14 protein-coding genes and 1 tRNA gene are annotated in these 18,302 nt (G+C 60.6%); 8 read left to right on the top strand and 7 right to left on the bottom strand.

Annotated features, from left to right (window positions below; all coding sequences use genetic code 11):
* Positions 1-22: 22 nt before the first annotated feature.
* From DMP03_RS02755 to DMP03_RS02720, 6 genes are all read left to right on the top strand, one after another.
* Positions 23-679, top strand: coding sequence for a hypothetical protein (locus DMP03_RS02755; protein WP_152119187.1), 657 nt, complete (start codon positions 23-25; stop codon positions 677-679).
* Between the two features lie 140 nt (positions 680-819).
* On the top strand, positions 820-1,818 hold the full coding sequence (locus tag DMP03_RS02750; protein WP_152119186.1) for a tyrosine-type recombinase/integrase: 999 nt from the start codon (positions 820-822) through the stop codon (positions 1,816-1,818).
* A gap of 948 nt (positions 1,819-2,766) precedes the next feature.
* The gene (locus DMP03_RS02735) at positions 2,767-4,725 is read left to right on the top strand and encodes a DNA helicase UvrD (RefSeq protein ID WP_152119185.1); all 1,959 of its coding nucleotides are present in this window, start codon (positions 2,767-2,769) and stop codon (positions 4,723-4,725) included.
* Positions 4,722-5,624 carry a RecB family exonuclease gene (locus DMP03_RS02730; RefSeq protein ID WP_152119184.1) on the top strand — a complete coding sequence of 301 codons (903 nt, stop codon included), beginning with the start codon at positions 4,722-4,724 and terminating at the stop codon, positions 5,622-5,624. The genes DMP03_RS02735 and DMP03_RS02730 overlap by 4 nt, the downstream gene beginning before the upstream one ends.
* Positions 5,621-9,076, top strand: coding sequence for an ATP-dependent helicase (locus tag DMP03_RS02725; RefSeq protein WP_152119183.1), 3,456 nt, complete (start codon positions 5,621-5,623; stop codon positions 9,074-9,076). The genes DMP03_RS02730 and DMP03_RS02725 overlap by 4 nt, the downstream gene beginning before the upstream one ends.
* Positions 9,077-9,230: 154 nt before the next feature.
* Complete coding sequence (locus tag DMP03_RS02720) at positions 9,231-10,622, top strand: ATP-binding protein (RefSeq protein WP_152119182.1); 1,392 nt, start codon at positions 9,231-9,233, stop codon at positions 10,620-10,622.
* A gap of 342 nt (positions 10,623-10,964) precedes the next feature.
* Here the strand turns inward: DMP03_RS02720 and DMP03_RS02715 are convergent, their stop codons facing one another.
* From DMP03_RS02715 to DMP03_RS02700, 4 genes are all read right to left on the bottom strand, one after another.
* On the bottom strand, positions 10,965-11,840 hold the full coding sequence (locus tag DMP03_RS02715; RefSeq protein WP_152119181.1) for a hypothetical protein: 876 nt from the start codon (positions 11,838-11,840) through the stop codon (positions 10,965-10,967).
* A complete protein-coding gene (locus tag DMP03_RS02710) occupies positions 11,841-12,797 on the bottom strand; it encodes a MarR family transcriptional regulator (protein ID WP_152119180.1) in 957 nt (318 codons plus the stop codon).
* A gap of 580 nt (positions 12,798-13,377) precedes the next feature.
* Positions 13,378-13,452 (bottom strand) — tRNA-Val (locus DMP03_RS02705).
* Positions 13,453-13,501: 49 nt separating this feature from the next.
* Positions 13,502-14,038, bottom strand: coding sequence for a cob(I)yrinic acid a,c-diamide adenosyltransferase (locus tag DMP03_RS02700; protein WP_152119179.1), 537 nt, complete (start codon positions 14,036-14,038; stop codon positions 13,502-13,504).
* Positions 14,039-14,127: 89 nt separating this feature from the next.
* Between DMP03_RS02700 and DMP03_RS02695 the strand changes: the two genes are divergently transcribed.
* A complete protein-coding gene (locus DMP03_RS02695) occupies positions 14,128-14,520 on the top strand; it encodes a VOC family protein (protein WP_152119178.1) in 393 nt (130 codons plus the stop codon).
* On the opposite strand, the gene DMP03_RS02690 is transcribed toward DMP03_RS02695, so the two are convergent.
* A complete protein-coding gene (locus DMP03_RS02690) occupies positions 14,504-14,938 on the bottom strand; it encodes a DoxX family protein (protein ID WP_152119177.1) in 435 nt (144 codons plus the stop codon). The two genes, DMP03_RS02695 and DMP03_RS02690, sit on opposite strands and share 17 nt — an antisense overlap.
* Before the next feature lie 209 nt (positions 14,939-15,147).
* Here DMP03_RS02690 and DMP03_RS14155 point away from each other — a divergent pair, with 209 nt between their 5' ends.
* Complete coding sequence (locus DMP03_RS14155) at positions 15,148-15,324, top strand: DUF7838 family putative zinc beta-ribbon protein (protein ID WP_172967049.1); 177 nt, start codon at positions 15,148-15,150, stop codon at positions 15,322-15,324.
* 4 nt (positions 15,325-15,328) lie between these two features.
* Here the strand turns inward: DMP03_RS14155 and gcvPB are convergent, their stop codons facing one another.
* Both gcvPB and gcvPA read right to left on the bottom strand, forming a co-directional pair.
* Positions 15,329-16,792: an aminomethyl-transferring glycine dehydrogenase subunit GcvPB gene (gene gcvPB, locus DMP03_RS02685; protein ID WP_152119176.1), complete on the bottom strand. Its 1,464-nt coding sequence runs from the start codon at positions 16,790-16,792 to the stop codon at positions 15,329-15,331.
* Positions 16,789-18,117 (bottom strand): aminomethyl-transferring glycine dehydrogenase subunit GcvPA, encoded by a 1,329-nt coding sequence (gcvPA, locus tag DMP03_RS02680; RefSeq protein WP_152119175.1) that lies wholly within the window; start codon positions 18,115-18,117, stop codon positions 16,789-16,791. The genes gcvPB and gcvPA overlap by 4 nt, the downstream gene beginning before the upstream one ends.
* Positions 18,118-18,302: the final 185 nt, after the last annotated feature.

Raw genomic sequence — 18,302 nt, 5'->3', positions numbered from 1 at the left:
GGCGACGCGACCCCCCCCACAGATGGCTGACTCACGACTCACTCGTCTCACGGACCGAGTCCGCGACCAGTTTTCCGACCGTTCGACGCCGGAGTCAACTCCGGAGCCGGGAGCCACGGTCGAGCCGTTTGCCGCCCCCATCCCGCCGGAAGCAGTCGAGCGAGCCCGTGAAACAGCCGTCTACGACGAGACCGCCGACGGTGAGCCCTCGCTCGTCCGACTGCTGGATGGACTCCACCGGTGGACACAGCGAAATCGCGCCGCGTTGGGCCGCTGGCTCACCGCCGCGACGGCCGCCGACGGGACTCTCGTGACGCCGGTGTACGTCAACGATGAACTCGTCACCGTCGTCTTCCCGGCCGAGCGGTGGCGAGAGCTGAAGCCGACGCTCAACGTTACCGACGAACAGTTGGCTGCGATGGTACGTGCCCACCGCGCAGCGGCCGACTGTCGAGACCTCGGCGCGGCCGCCGGCGTCGTCTCTCTCCTGTCGGTGGAACTCCCGGGAGCCGCTGTCGGCGACATCCTCGCAGCGGCTGACCACGACGACACCGTCATCGAAGTGCTGCCCGATACCAGCGCGTCGACATCTCCGGACGACCCGGTCGACTCCTCGCCACCGACCGACGACGGAGAGAGTCTGGAGGAACTGCTCGGCGACGGCCCATTCGGCGAGTGAGGAAGGTATGGCGACTAGCTGGTGTTGATTTCGCTCTGAAAACGGTCATGGGTCGGGGCGGACGTGGAGCGAGCCACGTACGGACCGTTCGCCGCCGTTCACGCGATATAGAGGCCCTCTACAGGCGGTCCGTGAAAACTGTGACCACGGACCAAGACGATCTCGAACCGCTTGATCCCAAAACGGGAACCAAGCTGTTCCTCGAACACAAGGCAACAGACTGTACAGACTCGACTGTCCAGAATCACCGCTACCGGATGAAGCACTTCTTGGAATGGTGTGACGAGGAGGATATCGACAACCTGAACGACCTATCAGGTCGGGACATCCAACGGTACCGGCTCTGGCTGGCTGACGATGATGATATCAACGCACTCACGATGAAGAATATGATGTCGGGCTTCCGTGTCTTTCTCAAGTGGGCAGGCTCGGTAGAGGCGGTTCCGGAGAGCCTCTACTCGAAGCTGATGATCCCGCGCGTCCGGCGCAGCCAACAGAGTAGCGAAAAAATCCTTGAGGCGGAGCGAGCAGAGAAGCTTCTCGCATACCTCTCGCGGTACGAGTACGCCTCAATGCATTACGTCCTACTCGCATTCCTTTGGGAAACCGGAATGCGAATGGGGGCTGCCTACTCCGTCGATCTGACTGACGTAAACTTCGACGAGAAACGTGTCGAACTCGTTCATCGGCCCGAGCAGGGGACGACGTTGAAAAACGGAAAGAGCGGCGAACGATTCGTAGCGATGTCTGCCGAAGTGACGGAGTTACTCAAAGACCACGTCGATACATTCCGGTACGACATCACCGACGAATACGGCAGGGAGCCCTTGCTGACAACAGAACATGGACGGATGTGTCGAGGAACGCTCCGTCGAAAAATCAACAAGATCACCGCGCCGTGCTATATCGACGAGCCGTGTCCTGACTGCAACCGGGGAATCGAGAGGAAGTGTGCCGAGGCAGTTAGCCCGCACGCGATTCGTCGCGGGAGTATCACGCACTTCCTCACGGAAGACGTGCCGATTGACGTGGTTAGTGACCGGATGAACGTGAGCCGGAAGGTGCTCGACAAGCACTACGACAAACGGTCCGCGGAGGTGAAGCTGGAGCAGCGCCGCGGCTACCTCGATGAGATCTGAGACGAGGACCGACTAGCGAATCGCTTCTATTTTTCGAGTGACGAACCTCGTGTCTGCTTGGATGCACACGCTGCCCTCGAAGTAGTGTGAGAATCACACGGATTCTTCTGCCCCTGCGACTCCTTTCCGACTATGTCATTAACCGACCTCAACCCCGATTGGTCTGTAGAGTGGGCTACGTCCAAGTCAAACGGAAACAGCTATTTCGATAACATCGTACTGAGCCGCGAACAGGCCGTTGAGTACGGGGACGAGCTGGTGATGTCGTTGCGATTGGACGGACAGATGCTGCGGAAGCGGGGACTCGATCGCGAGGAACCGTTCGCCTGGAAAATCGAAGACGGTGAACTACGGACTAAGTCGACAAATCCTGACGACACTGTGTTTCCGTCGACCTGCTCAGTGAGCCGTACTTGATCGTCGACGACAACGTCGGAGAGATCGTGGATATCTTCCTCGAATCCACACGTGTCGGGTAGGCCATTGAGAAATACGCGGAGAAATTCCGCGTTCATTCGGTGGGGCTGCTCCGGGTCGAGGAAATATGCGAAGAGCCGGTTGATGTACACCTCGGCCTTCCGTTGCGTTCCTAACGAGTATTCGATCACGTCCATCAGCAAGCGAGGTGTCTCGGGAACCGCGGTGAGTTGCTCCCACCGGCGTGTAAACGTCTTCAATTCCCGCCGCAAGTCATCTGTCTCAGTCATACCATCATCTCCGGACAACTCAACACGGAGGTATAGACGCTTTGCCGACAAACTGCGCGAGTAGATGGAGAGAAATAGCGGAATTAGGAGTACTCTTATCACAGAATCAACCAACGTTTCTAATTATCCGAGGGTCGATTCCGTGTCACTATCATCTGTTTACCAGCAGTTCGACGGGACGTTAGTCACGGTACCGTTCGGGGCCGAAAACGTCGAACGGACAGCGCGAAACGAATACCGAATGCTTCTCGACGAGCACGATTCTGAGGATGTGCTCGTCATCACCGGTGCGCCGACGAGCGCGGACACGTTCCGTGAAGCGTTAGGTGAGGAACTGCCGGGCGCGGCGACGCCGTACGTGACGTCGTCGGTGGTGCACGCGACTGATGTCCTCAACCAGACCGATGACCGCGTCATTCTCTCCGACGCCCTGCGGCGGGAACTCCTGTACCGGTTCCTCGCAGACTACGAGTGGGAAACGGAGTACCTCCAACGCGCGTCTGCACAGCCGTCGTTCATCGAGGACGTGGATGCGGTGATGGGTACGATCTCCTGGCAGACGGTCAGGCCTGACGAGACTCCGGAACTCCGTGACATCACGGCTGCGCTCGACGCGTTCCACGCGTGGCTCGCCGAGCACGGGCACATGGAACGCGGGCAACTCATCTCGGAAGCGCTCGATGTCCTCACCGGGGATGCCCGCGGCGACGTCGTTGATTTCGACGCGGTGCTCGCGGTCGAGTTTGAGGAGTTCTTCCCGCTTGATCGCGCGTATCTCGACGCGCTCGCGGGAGACTGCGAGCTCGTCTGTGTTGCCGAGGAGAACGCGAGTGTACGCCGGACGTGGGTTGAGACAGGGCCAGTCACGGACTACGTCTCGTTCAGCGAATCCCGATGTGGGGCATCGGGGACGCCGTCGACGCGACCAGCTGTGACGGCAGCCTATTTCGCCGAAGAAACGGTCCCGGAAGATCCAGAAGCCGGGTCGGTGTCCGTCCTCGCTACAGACTCCAGTGACGAACAACTCGCTGAGATTGCGAACGAGATTGAAGAGCTCGTCGTGCAGCCGGACTGGGGGTACGACGACATCGCTGTCGCCACGAACCAAAGCGGTAGTGCTGTGACGGACATTATCGAAGCGTTCGAAGGCACCGGGATTCCGACGGAATCGACAACTGTCACGGGGTTCGGTGACGACCCCGCGATTCGGGAACTCCTCGCTGCCGTTCGGTATCTTGCCGACGATGAAGATGATGGACCCGACCACGGTCCGGAACTCGATACGGACCGCTTGAACCGAGTCAGCGAGACGGAGAGTCTCGAAGACACGATTCACTGGTGGGCGACAGACGCTGGGTTGAAAGAGCGGATCGCGGAACGGGCGGCCCCGTTGGATGCACGGGCGCAGTTCGGGAACGTCCGGCGGGCGTTCCGCATGGCCGAGTTCCTCGAAGAGACCGAGTTCGTGGATGCGACGTGGGAGTCGTTCAAGAAGATGCTCGAACGCGCCCACGAGTACGCACCGCAGCAGAATCAGACGAGCGCGACGGATCTCGACGGCGGCGTCCGCGTCGATCACTTGCAAGCGATCAAGAACGAGTCGTTCCGCGCGGTCTTTCTCGTGAATCTCGTCGACAGTGAGTACCCAGGCGACCCGTTCCTGACACGGTTGTTCCCGAGCGAGCGAGTCGCGTCGATGCCGGACTATCCGGGTGTAACGGAACTCGATGGAGCGGATGTGGATGCGACGTTCCCGACGACGTCGACAGCGTCAGGACGACCGTTCGCGCAGTACCACACGGAGCACGCGCGGCGACGGTTGGCTGTCGGTGCTGGCGCGGCGACAGACCGGCTCTACTGTTGTCTCTACGAGTACGAAGACACAGCGCTCGAAGAGCGTACGCAGGCATCGCGGTTCCTCACAGCGGCGTATGAGGAGCTTCCGTGGGTGACCGAGGCCGATGAGCCACACATTACGAGTGAGCAAGCGGCGGAGCAGTACCTGTTGTCGCGGGTTGACGACGCGCTCGCGGAGGTGCGCCGCGCGAACAGTCAGGACGTGACGGTGTCGCTTGGCGAGGTCGAAGCGGAACTCGGAGAGATTCAGGACCTGCTCGAACAAAGCGGCTCCCGAGGAGACGAGCTCCGAGAAGCGTTGCGTGCACGTGTTGAATTCGCTAACGGGGAGGTGCGGCGATGAGTTCGTCGCTCTCCCCGTCGCGGTTAGCGAACTACGCGACGTGTCCGCGGCTGTACGACTACCGCTACGCGCAAGACGTGAACGCGCCGGACCGTACAGAACTGTATCTCAACCAAGGAACGATCTACCACGAGACTATCGAGGCCGTGTGTGATGCGACTGACCGCGATGACGACCCGGAGACGATACACAACCGGGCGATGGAGGTTTTCGATGCGAAGTGGGACGAACACAGTACCCCGGATGACTACGAATCCGCTGCGCATCAGGAATACCAGCGAGCTGAGAATCGCGCTGCCATCGCGTCGTTCTTCGATCCGGACGGCGGTGACGGGATCGAGCACGCTCGTTACTCGGTCGCCACGGAATGTTGGGTGGAGTGCGAAGTGGATGGTCGAGAACTCCACGGGAAAGCTGACAACGTCGTCCGGACTGATGACGGGCTGCACATTTTCGACTACAAGCGGAACACGGACGGGGTTCTTTCGTCGGGGACGGCCGAGTACCTTGGCGACCATTTCGACGGAGAAGCCCACGAACCGAAGCGGGTCCGGAACGCGTTCCAGACGGCGACATACGTCGAAGGCGTGAAGAACGAACCGTTCTATGAGGACGGGATGGAGGTTCGGTTCAGTTTCTACGGGATCCTCAACAGCACGTCGTTCGAGAGCACCCCGAACGGATACGACGTGTCCGCGCGTGGCTGGCCTCGGGAAACCACGGAAATCTACGAGAACCACTACGACACGATTTGGGCGCTCATCCGGGAGGCCCACGATGGTATCACGGGTGAGACGTACGAGCCGGAACCGCTCGACCTTATTACTGAGGAGGCGTGCCCGGACTGCGACTATCGAGAGATGTGTGCTGACCGACTGTCCACGGAGGTGCAACGATGAGCGACGAGTCCGAGTACCCGTCTTGGTTCCCGGTGCCGGAAGAAGACGTGTCCCCAGAGCCTCAACAGCGGACAATCATCAACTCCGATGCGTACCCGATGCGTGTGCTCGCAGGAGCAGGAACGGGCAAGACGTTCACGATGGTGCGGAAGATCGAGCACCTCATCGACGAGGAAGACGTCTCGCCGGACCGGATTCTCGCGTTGACGTTCACGAACAACGCGGCGGACTCGATGCGGGAGAAGCTTAACGCGAAACTCGGGACAGCGGGGTACGACATCGACGCGTACACGTACCACTCGATCTGTAACGAGATTCTCACTGACTACGCCTACGAAGCCGGGATCGACCCGGACTTCGAGGTCGCCACGGACGCCGAGAAGTACGCTATCGTGCTGGATGTTTTGGACGACATCGAGTACCGGTCGGTCAAACCCAACGTGTACGGCAGCGACGGGTACGCGTCCGGAGCTGCGTCGAAGCTGCTCAGCTTTATCGGGTCGATGAAGCGCAGCGGCATCTCGCCAGCCGACATCGACGCGTTCCTCGGGCCCGCCGACCGCGTCTACGATCTCGCCGACCTGCCGGAACGCATCGAAACGATTGCCAGCGATAATCTCGGCGGCCGGTCCGTGTCGAGCGTGCTGGACTCACTTCCCGATGTGCGCGATGAGTTCGCCGCGGAACGCGATGCATTGGGAACGGACGGGATCGAAGCCAGTGCTCGGGATTTCCTCGACCGGCTCGTCGATCTGTGTGCTGCGCTTGAAACCGCGTTCGAGGCCCACGAAGATGGCGAGCGTAACCTGCCAGACAACGCGTACAAACTCCCGAAGTACCTGTTCGGAGGGTACGCAAGCGGTGCTCCGAAAGGGATCCCAGACAATCTGGATCTTGAACTCACGGACCACCTCGACTCGTTTGTTTCCGACTGTCTTGCTGCCCGAGATCTCACCGCAGGGTACGCTGCGTACGAACGAGAACTGGACGAGCGAAATCTCATTGACTTCGACGGCCTGGTGGTCGAGACAGCTGCCCTGATGGACTCGCCGGTTGGTGAGGAAATCGCCGAGCGGTGGGACTACGTATTCTGCGACGAGTTCCAAGACACGGATCGCCTCCAGTTCGACCTCGTCACGTCACTCGTTACCGACGATAATCTGTTCGTCGTCGGGGACGACGATCAGGCGATCTACGAATGGCGCGGCGCGAACGTCGCCAACATCACCGACGAACTCGACCGCGCGTTTGCGGCGCTCACGGACGAACCGCTGGAGGAGAACTTCCGCTCCCGTCAGCCGATTCTCAACCTAGCGAACGAGGCGATTCAGAAACTCAACCACCGTGAACGGCACAAGACACTCACTCGCGTCGACGAACCCGCGTACGACGGGGACACCGTCGCTACCGTCGAACTACCGGACGAAGACGACGACTCGGACGGTGCAGCCCAACTTCGTACTGTCGTACAGAATTTACTGACTGGTGCAGCAGACAACCTCGATGAGACGTACGATCCAGGCGACATCGCGTTACTCGTTCGGAAGAACGACCACGCCACACCCGTTATCGACGAGTTCGAAGATGCTGGCATCCCGTACCAGGTTGCTGGCGATCTTGCCACGGAATCAGTCGGCGTCGGAACCGTCACTGCCTACCTGAAGGCACTCGCACGCCCCGAAGACGAGGTAAGCTGGAATCGCGTCCTCCTGATGCGTTACCGTGTGTGCGACGCAGACCTTCGCACGCTCAACGCGGGCGACGATCCGCTCGTGGACACACTCCGGGAGACGCCGCTCGACGAGTTCGAGGAGCCTGAGCGCGTCGCAGAAGCCCGCGAGCATGCCACGGAACTACTCGAACTCCGCGACTCGGCGTCGCTCAGTCACCTGTACCGCGAACTCACGGACATCACGAACATCGAGTGGTACCTCAGCGAACAGGAACGCCGAGACCTCGCCCAGCTGGAGGACGTCATCGAACAGTACGGGGATAGTGCCGTCCAACCACCGCTCACCCCGGAGTTCATCGACTCGCTGGAACACTACGACTCCCTGTTCGACGAGAGTGGCACCACACCCACGAGTCAGCCGGACGTCGCTGACGACGCGGTCAACGTGATGACCATCCACAAAAGCAAGGGCCTAGACTTCCCGGTTGTCCTCATCCCGCAAATCACGGCTGATGAATGGGCCCCGAGCTCACGTACGTACGACGCGCTCGAAACCAGCCTCTCGGATGGTGCGGAAGCAGCGTTCGCGCAGGACTTCGTCGAGCGGGATGCTCGTGAGACCCGCCGCGTGTTCCACGTCGGGATCACGCGTGCCGAAGACGCCCTCGTCCTGCAGGGTGGCAGCGAAGAAGACGACAACGGTGAGGGCGAGAACTCTGTTTCAGAGATTGTTGACGAAATGCTTCCATCTCAAATCCCATGGCAGCCAAAGCGAGGACACCTCCCGCTCTGGAGGGACGTCCAAGAGTGTCTCCCGGACGAGACGGCAAACTGGACTGACACACTGGCCAGCGAGACAGTCGGCGATGTTGGTGGGACCGTCAATCACGACGGCGAAGAACTCGCAGTCGAAGCTGCGCGCGACCGCGTCCTAGACTTCGCAACAGCCACTCTCAACGGAGATCTCTCACCGAGCGTCGAGCGAGAGACACTCCAAGTGACGTCGCTGACTGGCCCGTCGGCACCGTCGCCGCCGCTCTCGCACAGCTACACGTCGCTGGCCGCCTACGAGGAATGCCCGCGGAGCCACTACCTGGACTACGTGGTCAACGCGTTCCCCGATTACCAAGAGACCACAAGCGACGCCGGTGATGGCGTGTCGCAACGTACAATCGGGTTGTTGTTCCACGACACCGCCGAGCAAGCTGCAAATCAAGATGTGAAACGCCGTAAAGAGTGGTACGAGATCTGCGAGCGACTCGCCAGTCAGCGCCGCGCTGAGGACGCGCTCCCGGCGGCAAAACAATGCATCGACCGGTACTTCGAGTTAGATCTCCCCAGTTACGAGATCATCGACGCGGAGCGAGAGTTCGAACTCGATATCGATGGGCACGAACTCGTCGGCTACATTGACGCCGTCTACCGGACGCCTGACGACGAACTGGTCGTCATCGACTACAAGGCGACCGAACGCCACCGCGACCTACAGGACGACAAACAACTCCCAATCTACCTGTTAGCGTGCCGTGACCTGTACGATGGACCTGTAGCACGTGCGGGATACGCCTATGTCGGAGACATCGGTCCAAAAGTTGAATCCCGAACATTCAGCGAAAGTGATCTGGAAGCAGTCAGAGATGACGTGACGTCGTCGATGAACGATATTGCTGAGTTCTCGTTCAGTCGGTACACTTCGGGCGAGCACTGCCGGTGGTGTCAGCACAACCAACTTCCCTGCGCGCCGGCCTCGTTTACCGTCGGTCCCGGGTTCGAGGAGTGAATCGTCGACACCACGCGAAAACAATTTCCCGCAGATCCAGTTCCCATCTCGCCTGTATCCCTCGTCAGGTTCGGTGTCTTGGTTGCAGTGCGAGAATCACTCCAGTGGCTACCCGAATTGTTAAGTCATTATCGCAGTAATCATTATCCTAAGTATGACCTTCTACGACCGGGAGGAAGAACTCGATACACTCACCGCTGCGGTGGAGTCCCCCGGTTCGGACTTCGTTGTCGTCTATGGCCGGCGTCGGGTTGGGAAAACGGAACTCCTCAAAGAATTCTGTGCTGACCGTCCCCACATGTACTTCCTTGCCGCGCAGGAAGCCGAGCATCGACAGCGCGAGAAGTTCCTTGAGCAAGTTGCGGATTACTTCGATGAGCGCGTCCCGCGAATCGACAGTTGGGACGAAGCGTTCGAATACCTCGGGGAGAACCTCCAGCGAGAGGATCTTGTCGTCGTCATCGACGAGTTCCCGTATCTCGTCGAAGAGAACGACTCGCTCCCGTCGTACGTACAAGCGTTCGTTGACCAGGAGCTTGATGGGACGGACTCGATGCTGGTGCTCTGTGGGTCGAGCGTGAGCACGATGGAGTCAGAGATCCTGGGGCACGAGAGCCCACTGTACGGGCGACAAACGGCCCAACTCGACGTAACGCCGTTCTCGTTTCAACAGGCCCGAGAGGTCATCTCGTACGACTTCAGGGACGCGGTTCGCTCGTATGCCGTCACGGGTGGTACCCCGATGTACCTCACGCTGTTCGACTACGACCAGTCGCTCGCGGCGAACATTCGATCACACGTCCTATCACCATCTGCGGTACTGTATAACGAGCCCGAGTTCCTCCTGCGCACCGAGCTCCGAAACCCAGCCCGGTACATGAGCATCCTCGAAGCAGTCGCACTGGGCCATACAACACCGAACGAAATCTCCGGCACAACGGGAATCGATCCGGGACCGCTCTCGAAGTACCTACAGACACTTCGCCGCCTCCGCCTCATCGAACGAGATGTCCCAGTCACGGCCTCGGGGAAGAAATCGAAGCGGTCACGGTACCGAGTTGCGGACGAGTTCCTTCGGTTCTGGTTTCGGTATGTCGAGCCGCATCGATCCAGTATCGAGGAAGCACCGGAAATCGTGTACGAGGGGACGATTGAACCGGACCTCCCAACGCACGTCGCAACCACGTTCGAGGACGTATGCCAAGAAGTCGTCTGGGAAGGGATTCGACGTGGCGCATTCGAACCGTACTCCGAAGTCGGTCGCTGGTGGTACGGACAAGAGGAGATCGATATCGTCGGGCTGGCACCGAACGACGACCGAGTCCTCCTCGCCGAATGTAAGTGGACGACGGATCCGGTCGGGGAAGACCTCGTCGAGAGCCTGCGAGCAAAGGCGGAGAACGTCCGATGGGGACCGTCGAATCGAGATGAGCAGTTCGCCCTGTTCTCGAAAAACGGGTTCGTCGACGGACTCGAAGCACAACTCGACGACTCATGGTCCCTGTTCAGCGTAGCGGACATCGACGACCTACTCACGCCGTCCTGAGTGCTTCGCTACTAATCCAAGGGAACGTATATACGACGAACAACCAACAAATGAACGAGACGAACATGTTCCCCCGTCCGGAGACGAGGAAATCCCACGGCACTACACCGCTGGATTGGATTGTTAATACGTAGGTTGGTTCTGGTCGCGTTCCGTCCATGATCGCTATCAGTACCTCGATATCGGATCTCCGCTGGGAGTACTAACGTTCGGCAGAATGTACGTACACACGTACTTGTGGACGTACACATGGATGTGCACAAGTACGTACCCAGAGACGTACTGCCGAACGCTTGCCATCCTCATCCCAGTGCCGTCACTGAGAGATTCGAAAGCAGCGAGTTAGTTGGACGAGGGGTGAACAGTATCCCCTTCTCGGTCAAGAATTTCCTTTTCGACGAGACGATCGATCCCAGCAGACACCGCCTCCTCGTCGCCAACGGAGAGCTCTCGGACGTTCGAAAGAACACGTTCGCTGATCGCGCGTGGACTCCGAAGACCCTCATCGACCGCTTCCAAGATACCGTACTCAACTTCGAATTCGGTTGCGAACTCCGACACGCGATCTGTAAACGAGGATGGCAGCCCGGAAAGCGACTGTACAGCCACCTCGATAGTAAATAACGGATGAGATTGATTACGGATATGCGTCGCTTCAATTGACCCCGTATTGAACGGGCGCTGTTCCTCAATCTCGTTGAGGATCACTTCGTAGGCGAGTCCACGCTGCGCGTACGTCCGCATATCCTCAATGTCGCGTCGTCTGCCAGCTCCTAAGTCGCCGCCGGACACTGCCTTCAACAAGAACAAATCCTCATCAGCGAGCACGTACGCCGTTGCACGTTCCCCTGTCCAGAACTCGTCCGCCCGATCGTGCATGCCCTCTGTGATCCAGACTTTCCCGACAACCTGTTGCTCGAACAAGTCAACCCGAAACCCGCGGTCGGGATGGTAGAGCTCAACCGTTTTTCCGACCCCTTCGAATGACGCGGTCGGCTCACCCGTCACCTGAAACCCTTGTTCTCGAAGGGCGTGATAGACGTGTTCGAATTCGGTTGGCACGCCGAGAGCCAAGTCGATATCTTCGGTTTGATCTTTCAGCCCCCGAACTGTCATTGCAGACCCGCCAAGGAGGTACACGTCCACCGATTCTGAGAGCCACTCGTCAAACTCGGCAAGAAACGTCTTGATGGCCTCCTCGCCGCTGAAGACGGTCATTTATACGACTCCATACTGATCTTTCAGCGCCGCGTATTCTTGAGCACTCGGCAAGGGACTTCCCGCCTCCATCTCATCGTCGGCGTCGGTGCCTTCGTCTATGAGACGATACATCCGGGGTATCATTGAGTCCAGACCGTACCAAGTCGCAGTCTCGGTGAGTGTTTCCTGTTCGATTCGTTCCTGTTCGATGAGCAGCATCGCGTAGCTCACGCGTCGGGAGTCAGTGTTGAGGACGAGCGTATGGCAAACGATGTCTGCAAGGGTGAGATCGTCGTCTGGCGCGTACCAGAAGGCGGGTTCTCCTGCAAGGAAGAACTGCAGGCCGTACGCTTGGAATTCCGCTAATCCAGTCACGTCCCAGTCGTCGGCGTTCTGGAGTTTCTCCGTGTCTTCGGAGGTTTGTACTTGGACGAGCGCGCGTTTCGGGTCATACCACGCAATTGTGGCACTGGGCGCGAGTCGCCGAACACGGTTGCGGTGGCCATGCCTGACGACGGTGTTGGCGAATTCGAGTAAGGGGTGAAGGTCGTCGGCGAGTGCGTACTCTGGGCCGGCGGGAGCGAGCATCGCTCGGTTCTTCAACGGGGATAACGCCTTGTGGACAGCCTGTCGCGTAATTCCTAATCGGTCAGCGATCGTGGTGATGCGGCGTGGTTCATCAAGGTACCAGCAGACCTGTATCGTGGCCGGTGAGAGGAGGTCCGCCCAGTCCACGTGCCCGAGGTTCGATGTCAGGTCCCGGTACGCTTCGACAATCGGATCATCAGAGGCGCGCAGGACACGCTGATTGTGCTGCGCTCTGGACTCGTCCAGTACCCCTTTGTCGAGTAAGTCGTCAACGACGCGGTAGACCTGCTTGCGACTATACCCGGTTTCTACAGCCAGCTCTTGTGCGGTTACATCCCCCCCGAGACTCAGTACGTCTAGAATAGCGAGCCCGGCCTTCGTAAGCATCTTTGTAAACTATATTGTCTTAACAGTTAAAAGATCTTCCGCATTTTAGTTTACAACAAGCCTCTATACCGTCGGAATCCCCCGGGTGAAGGATTGTGACTTCCAGCCTCTTCTCAGTTGGAACATAGACGAGAATCCGCGCGGGACGCGAAGAGTACCGCGTCGAGTTTAACGAATTGGTCGTGAGGGAATCCGAGGGGGTCGCCCACGCACCGCTCCGTGGGCATTTGAACCGTGAGTATGATGCCGCCTCCCCGAACCGAAGTCCACTGGTCAGGGCGCACGCCAACTGATCTTGAAGACGCGTACGAGGTCGTAGGGCTGTCCGTACCAGACAGCAACTGCCCATCGGGAAGGCCAAGTCCACGGGCAGTTCTTGCGCGCTCCAGAGCCACCCATCAGCACCCACGTTTATATATGAGCAACCGTTGTCAATAACCGGATCGCTATACGGAGGGTCTCCGCGTGCAACGACCGAATGGATTCACGACCTCGAAATCTACGTCGATATAACAGATTCTTCGGTTAGAAGGCCTAAAACCGAGGAATACAGTCGAATACAATCCGTACGTGCCGCGTATGGGTCGGGGCGGATTTGAACCGCCGGCTTCCTCCGTGTGAAGGAGGTGTCATAACCGGACTAGACCACCAACCCGTACTCGTTCGTACCCCGTGGCTATGCTTAAGAACTACGCTTCGGTAGCTCAGTACTGCGGCGATTCCTCTTCGATGCCGTCGCGTGCGTTCACGACACGCGCGAGGACGAACAGCGCGTCGGAGAGCCGGTTCAGGTACGCGACGACCTCGGCGTTGATCGGCTCGTCGCCGGCGAGGTCGACACACCGGCGCTCGGCGCGTCGACAGATGGCGCGGGCCTGGTGGAGCCGTGCGCCCACGTCGCTCCCGCTCGGGAGGATGAACGACTCCAGCGGCTCCAGTTCGTCGTCGTAACCGTCGATAAGCTCCTCCAGCCACTCGGTGTGTTCCGGCTGGAGGTGTGGCGTGTCCTCGTCTTCCGGGTCTGGCGTTGCGAGGTCCGCCTGTACGATGTGGAGGTGATTTTGGATCTCACGGAGCTGTTCGTCCACGTCGTCGTAGCCCGAGGGTCGGAGCACGCCGATAGCTGAGTTCGCCTCGTCGACGGTGCCGTACGCCTCGATGCGGAAACTTGTCTTCGAGACGCGCGACATGTCCCGGAGGTCGGTCATTCCCTCGTCACCGCGGCCGGTGTACACCTTCATGACTCGGGGTACGACCGCCGGCGGTTTAATTCGCACCCACGCTGACCACGCCGGAACAGCTTTTCTGCCGGCGCGTCCCAAACACGGGTATGCAGGCGAGCCACATCGACCACGTGAACCTGAACGTCCCGGCCGACGGGAAACAGCCGGCACGGGAGTTCTACGAGCAAAAGCTCGGCTTCACAATCGAGGACGACCTCTACGAGGCGGGCGAAAAGCCCTTCTTCGACGTGCGGCTCTCCGCGACGGGCGTTGTCCATCTCTGGCCGACCGACGACTTCGAGCCACAGGCGGCGGTGAACTACGACCACCTCTGTATCGTCGTCGAGGAGGACATCGAGACGGTAAAATCACAGCTTACGGAGGCCGGCGTCGATATCGAGAAGGAACTCGATTCGCCACTCGGCGCGACGGGCGTCGCGGGCGCGGTGTACGTTCGCGACCCGTTCGGCTATCGGGTCGAACTTAAGAGTCGCGTGTGAGTGCATCGAGCGTGACCCGGGCCGCAAGTCCCGCCAACCCGATGTCGTGAATCGCGATGATGACGAGCAGTTCGGTCCCGATTCCGACGTTCGCGCCGGTCACCGCGGCGAGCGCGATGTAACAGAGCGTGCCCGACAGCGAGAGGAACACGAACGCTGCGAGCGGTGCGGTGTAGCGGGTAGTGAACAGCAGTAGCCCGACGAGTAGCTCCCCGACCGCGTTTGCGAGTGTCCACGTCCGAGTCGAGACGGGTAACAGCGTGTCGGCCCACGACTGGACGACCATCGCGTCCCACGGTGCCGGCGCAACGAGTTTGTGAACACCGGCGAGCGTAATCGCTGCGGCGAGTGCAGCGCGCGCGAGTGGAAGCCGGTCGATGGTCGCGACACGATTAGCAAAGCGAGTATCCCGGCTCACGTGGAAACCGACCTGATTACGGCGTGCATACCCACGGATTCGACGGCGGGCGTCAATAAATCAGACACCGGCGGAGCCGATCGAAACCGTGTGCATTGAGTCAGCCAGTCTCAACTACTGGACTGCGGTTTTCGTATCCCCGAATAGAGTTTATCAGCTCCGACACCAGAATCCGGTACGTTCAGGTGGCCGGCGATGAGAATACGGGTATGAGCCTCGAACTCGACCGCGACTGCCCGGAGTGTGGCGAGGAGAAGACGTTCTATCGTGCGGCCGCGATGAAGGTCCACCTCGGCACGAAGGCGAAGTGGCACTGCCCCGACTGCGAGTACGGCTTCGTGCGCATCGCGAACGGCGATGTCGCCGTCGATACGAACGCCGCGTAAGCGACTACTCTTCGTCGTCGAGCGCCTGCCACGACAGTCGCGGGTTTCGTGCCGCGCTAGTCTGGTCGATTCGCCCGGCAGCGGTGCGGCTCGGCGCGTGCTCGATGGTGTCGGTGTCGCTCGCGCTCGCGGCGTTGAACGCCGCCGCGAGCTGGTCGAGGGTGCGTTTCGACTCGATTTCGGTCGGCTCGGTCATCAGCGCCTCGGGGACGATTTCGGGCCACTTCGTCGTCGGGGGGTGGACGCCGAAATCGAGCATTCGCTTTGCGGCGTCGGCGGCATCCTGCTCGCCCGCGGACGCGACGAACTCGTGGTGGAACGGGCCGAACGGAATTTCGTAGTCGATCTGCTCTGCTAGATAGTTGGCGTTGAGGACGGCCTTCGCGCTCGCGTCGGCGAGTCCCGCGTCCCCGAGGCGGGTGATGTAAGCGTGAGCCTTCAGGAGAACGAGCCAGTTGCCGTCGTAGCCGTGGACCTTTCCGATCGAGTTGTCCGGCGTGTGCGTCTCGTAGCCGGTGTCGGTCGCGCGGACGTGTGGGTCTGGCAGGAACTCCCGGAGCTCCTCGGTGACGCCGACCGGACCGGCTCCCGGGCCACCACCGCCGTGTGGCGTGGCGAACGTCTTGTGGACGTTGTAGTGCATGACGTCGAAGCCCATGTCTCCGGGTCGCGCACGCCCGAGCAGGGCGTTCAGGTTCGCGCCGTCGTAGTAGAGGATGCCGCCAACGTCGTGGACCATCTCGGCGATTTCCTCGATGTCGCGCTCGAACAGGCCGAGCGTGTTCGGATTCGTCAACATGAGCGCGGCCGTCTCCTCCGAAAGTGCTGCCTCTAGCGCCTCGGTGTCGACGCGGCCCGCCTCGTTCGACGGGAGCGAGACCACGTCGTAGCCGGCCATCGCTGCGGTTGCGAAGTTCGTTCCGTGGGCCGACTCCGGGATGATGACCTCGCTGCGCTCGTCGCCGTTCGCCTCGTGGTACGACTTCGCGACGAGGATTCCGGTGAACTCACCCGCCGCACCAGCCGGTGGCTGGAGGGTGACAGCGTCCATCCCGCCGATGTCGCCGAGATACGTCTGCAGTTCATGTAAGAGACCGAGTGTCCCCTGTGTGCTCCGCTCGGAGCGGTCGGGATGTATCGAGGCGTCCGCCCGCGCCGCGAGGTCCTCGGTGAACTTCGGGTTGTACTTCATCGTGCAGGAGCCGAGCGGGAACGGACCGGATTCGACGCCGTAGTTCATCTCCGAGAGCCGGGTGTAGTGGCGCGCGAGCTCCGGCTCGGAGGGGTTCGGGAGTTCCAGCGAATCACGAGTCAGGTCGTCGGGAAGCTCGGAGTCCACCTCGACGGTCTCGGAGCCTTTCTCCGACAACAGCGGCTCGTAGCGGTCGCCGTCGGGGTCGACCCACGACGCCTGCTCGAAGGTGAGCGTCTCCGACTGCTCGTCGGGGCGCTCTTGTTGGCGGCTCACCGAACCACCTCCGAGACGGCCGCGACGAAACCGTCGAGGGCCTGCTCGTTCGCCTCCGTCACGCAGACCTGTATCTCGTGGTCGCCCACGGCGTGGACAGCGTATCCCTCGGCTTCGAGGTCGGCGGCGATTGCCTCGGCCGGCTGGTCGACCCGCGCGACGAACTCGCGGAAGTGATGGCGGTCGTGGACCGGTGCCTGTACCCCTGTGAGTTCATCCAACCGGCCGGCTGTCTCGCGGGCGCGGCGAACGCTGTCGTTCGCCAACTCCACGAGACCATCCGGGCCGAGGGAGGCGACGTGCATCGCCGTTCGGAGCGCGACCCACGCCTGATTCGAGCAGATATTCGAGGTGGCCCGCTCCCGGCGGATATGCTGTTCGCGCGTCTGGAGCGTCAGCGTGTACGCGCGGCGGTCGTCGCTGTCCTCGCTCGCACCGACGAGTCGGCCAGGCACCTGCCGGAGGAGCTCGCGGTCGCCGCGGCAGGCGAACAGTCCGAGTCCGAAGCCGTACGCGGAGCCGAGTCCGAGCGCGCTCCCGTCGCCGACGACCACGTCTGCACCGACGCTCGCCGGCTCTTCCAGGAGTGCGAGCGCGACGATGTCGGTTCCGAGCGTGAACAGTGCGTCGTGTTCGTCGGCGAGGTCGCCGACGGTATCGAGTCCTTCCTCGATGGTGCCTCGGACGGTCGGGTTTTCCGCGTACACCATCGCGGTCGTCTCGTCGACCTGTTCCGTGAGCGCTTCGCGGTCGACGTTTCCGTCCGCCGTCGGATACGTCTCGACTGTAAGGTCACTGCCGGCGACGTAGTTGTCGAGGACGCCGCGGCGACCCTCGTGTAACAGGTCGGGAACGAGCACGCGCGTGCCAGAGATCGAGCGCAGCCGCTCGGCGAGCGTGGCGGCCTCACCGAGAGCCGTGGCGGCGTCGTACATCGAGCAGTTCGCCACCTCAAGCCCCGTCAGCTCGACGAGCATGGACTGGTACTCGAACAGCGCCTGCAGGAATCCCTGTGCGACCTCCGGTTGGTACTGCGTGTAGGAGGTGATGAACTCCGAGCGGTCGGCGAGGTGGTCGACAACGGACGGGACGTAGTGGTCGTAGTGGCCGCGACCGAGGAACTCGGTCAGGTCGTCGTTGTCGGCCAGTGTCGACGCCACCGCACGGCGGGCGGCCTGTTCGCTCTTCGCGTCGATACCGAACTCGCCGTCGAACCGAACCGACTCGGGAATGTCGAACAGCGCCTCCTCGCTGTCGACGCCGATGGCGTCCAGCATCGCGGTCGTCTCACTCGCCGTGTGGGGTGCATACGGGCTACCGCTCATCGAGAACCCTCCGCGTCTGTCATTGTCCACTGTAACGGCTCCCGACTCTTGATACCCCCGATTTCGTCGACACGTTTGCGGCTACACTGGACGACAGAATAGGGGATATATCCACGAACGTGGTTGATTCAGGCGATACTCGCGCGCTCGTGTGAGTGTTCAAGGGGGAAGCCGCACCAACCTCG

The organism is Halosegnis rubeus (assembly GCF_009184545.1).
In the GTDB taxonomy this organism is placed as follows: domain Archaea; phylum Halobacteriota; class Halobacteria; order Halobacteriales; family Haloarculaceae; genus Halosegnis; species Halosegnis rubeus.
The sequence above is the reverse complement of the archived record's forward strand: the minus strand, read 5'-3'. Positions and strand labels throughout refer to the sequence as shown.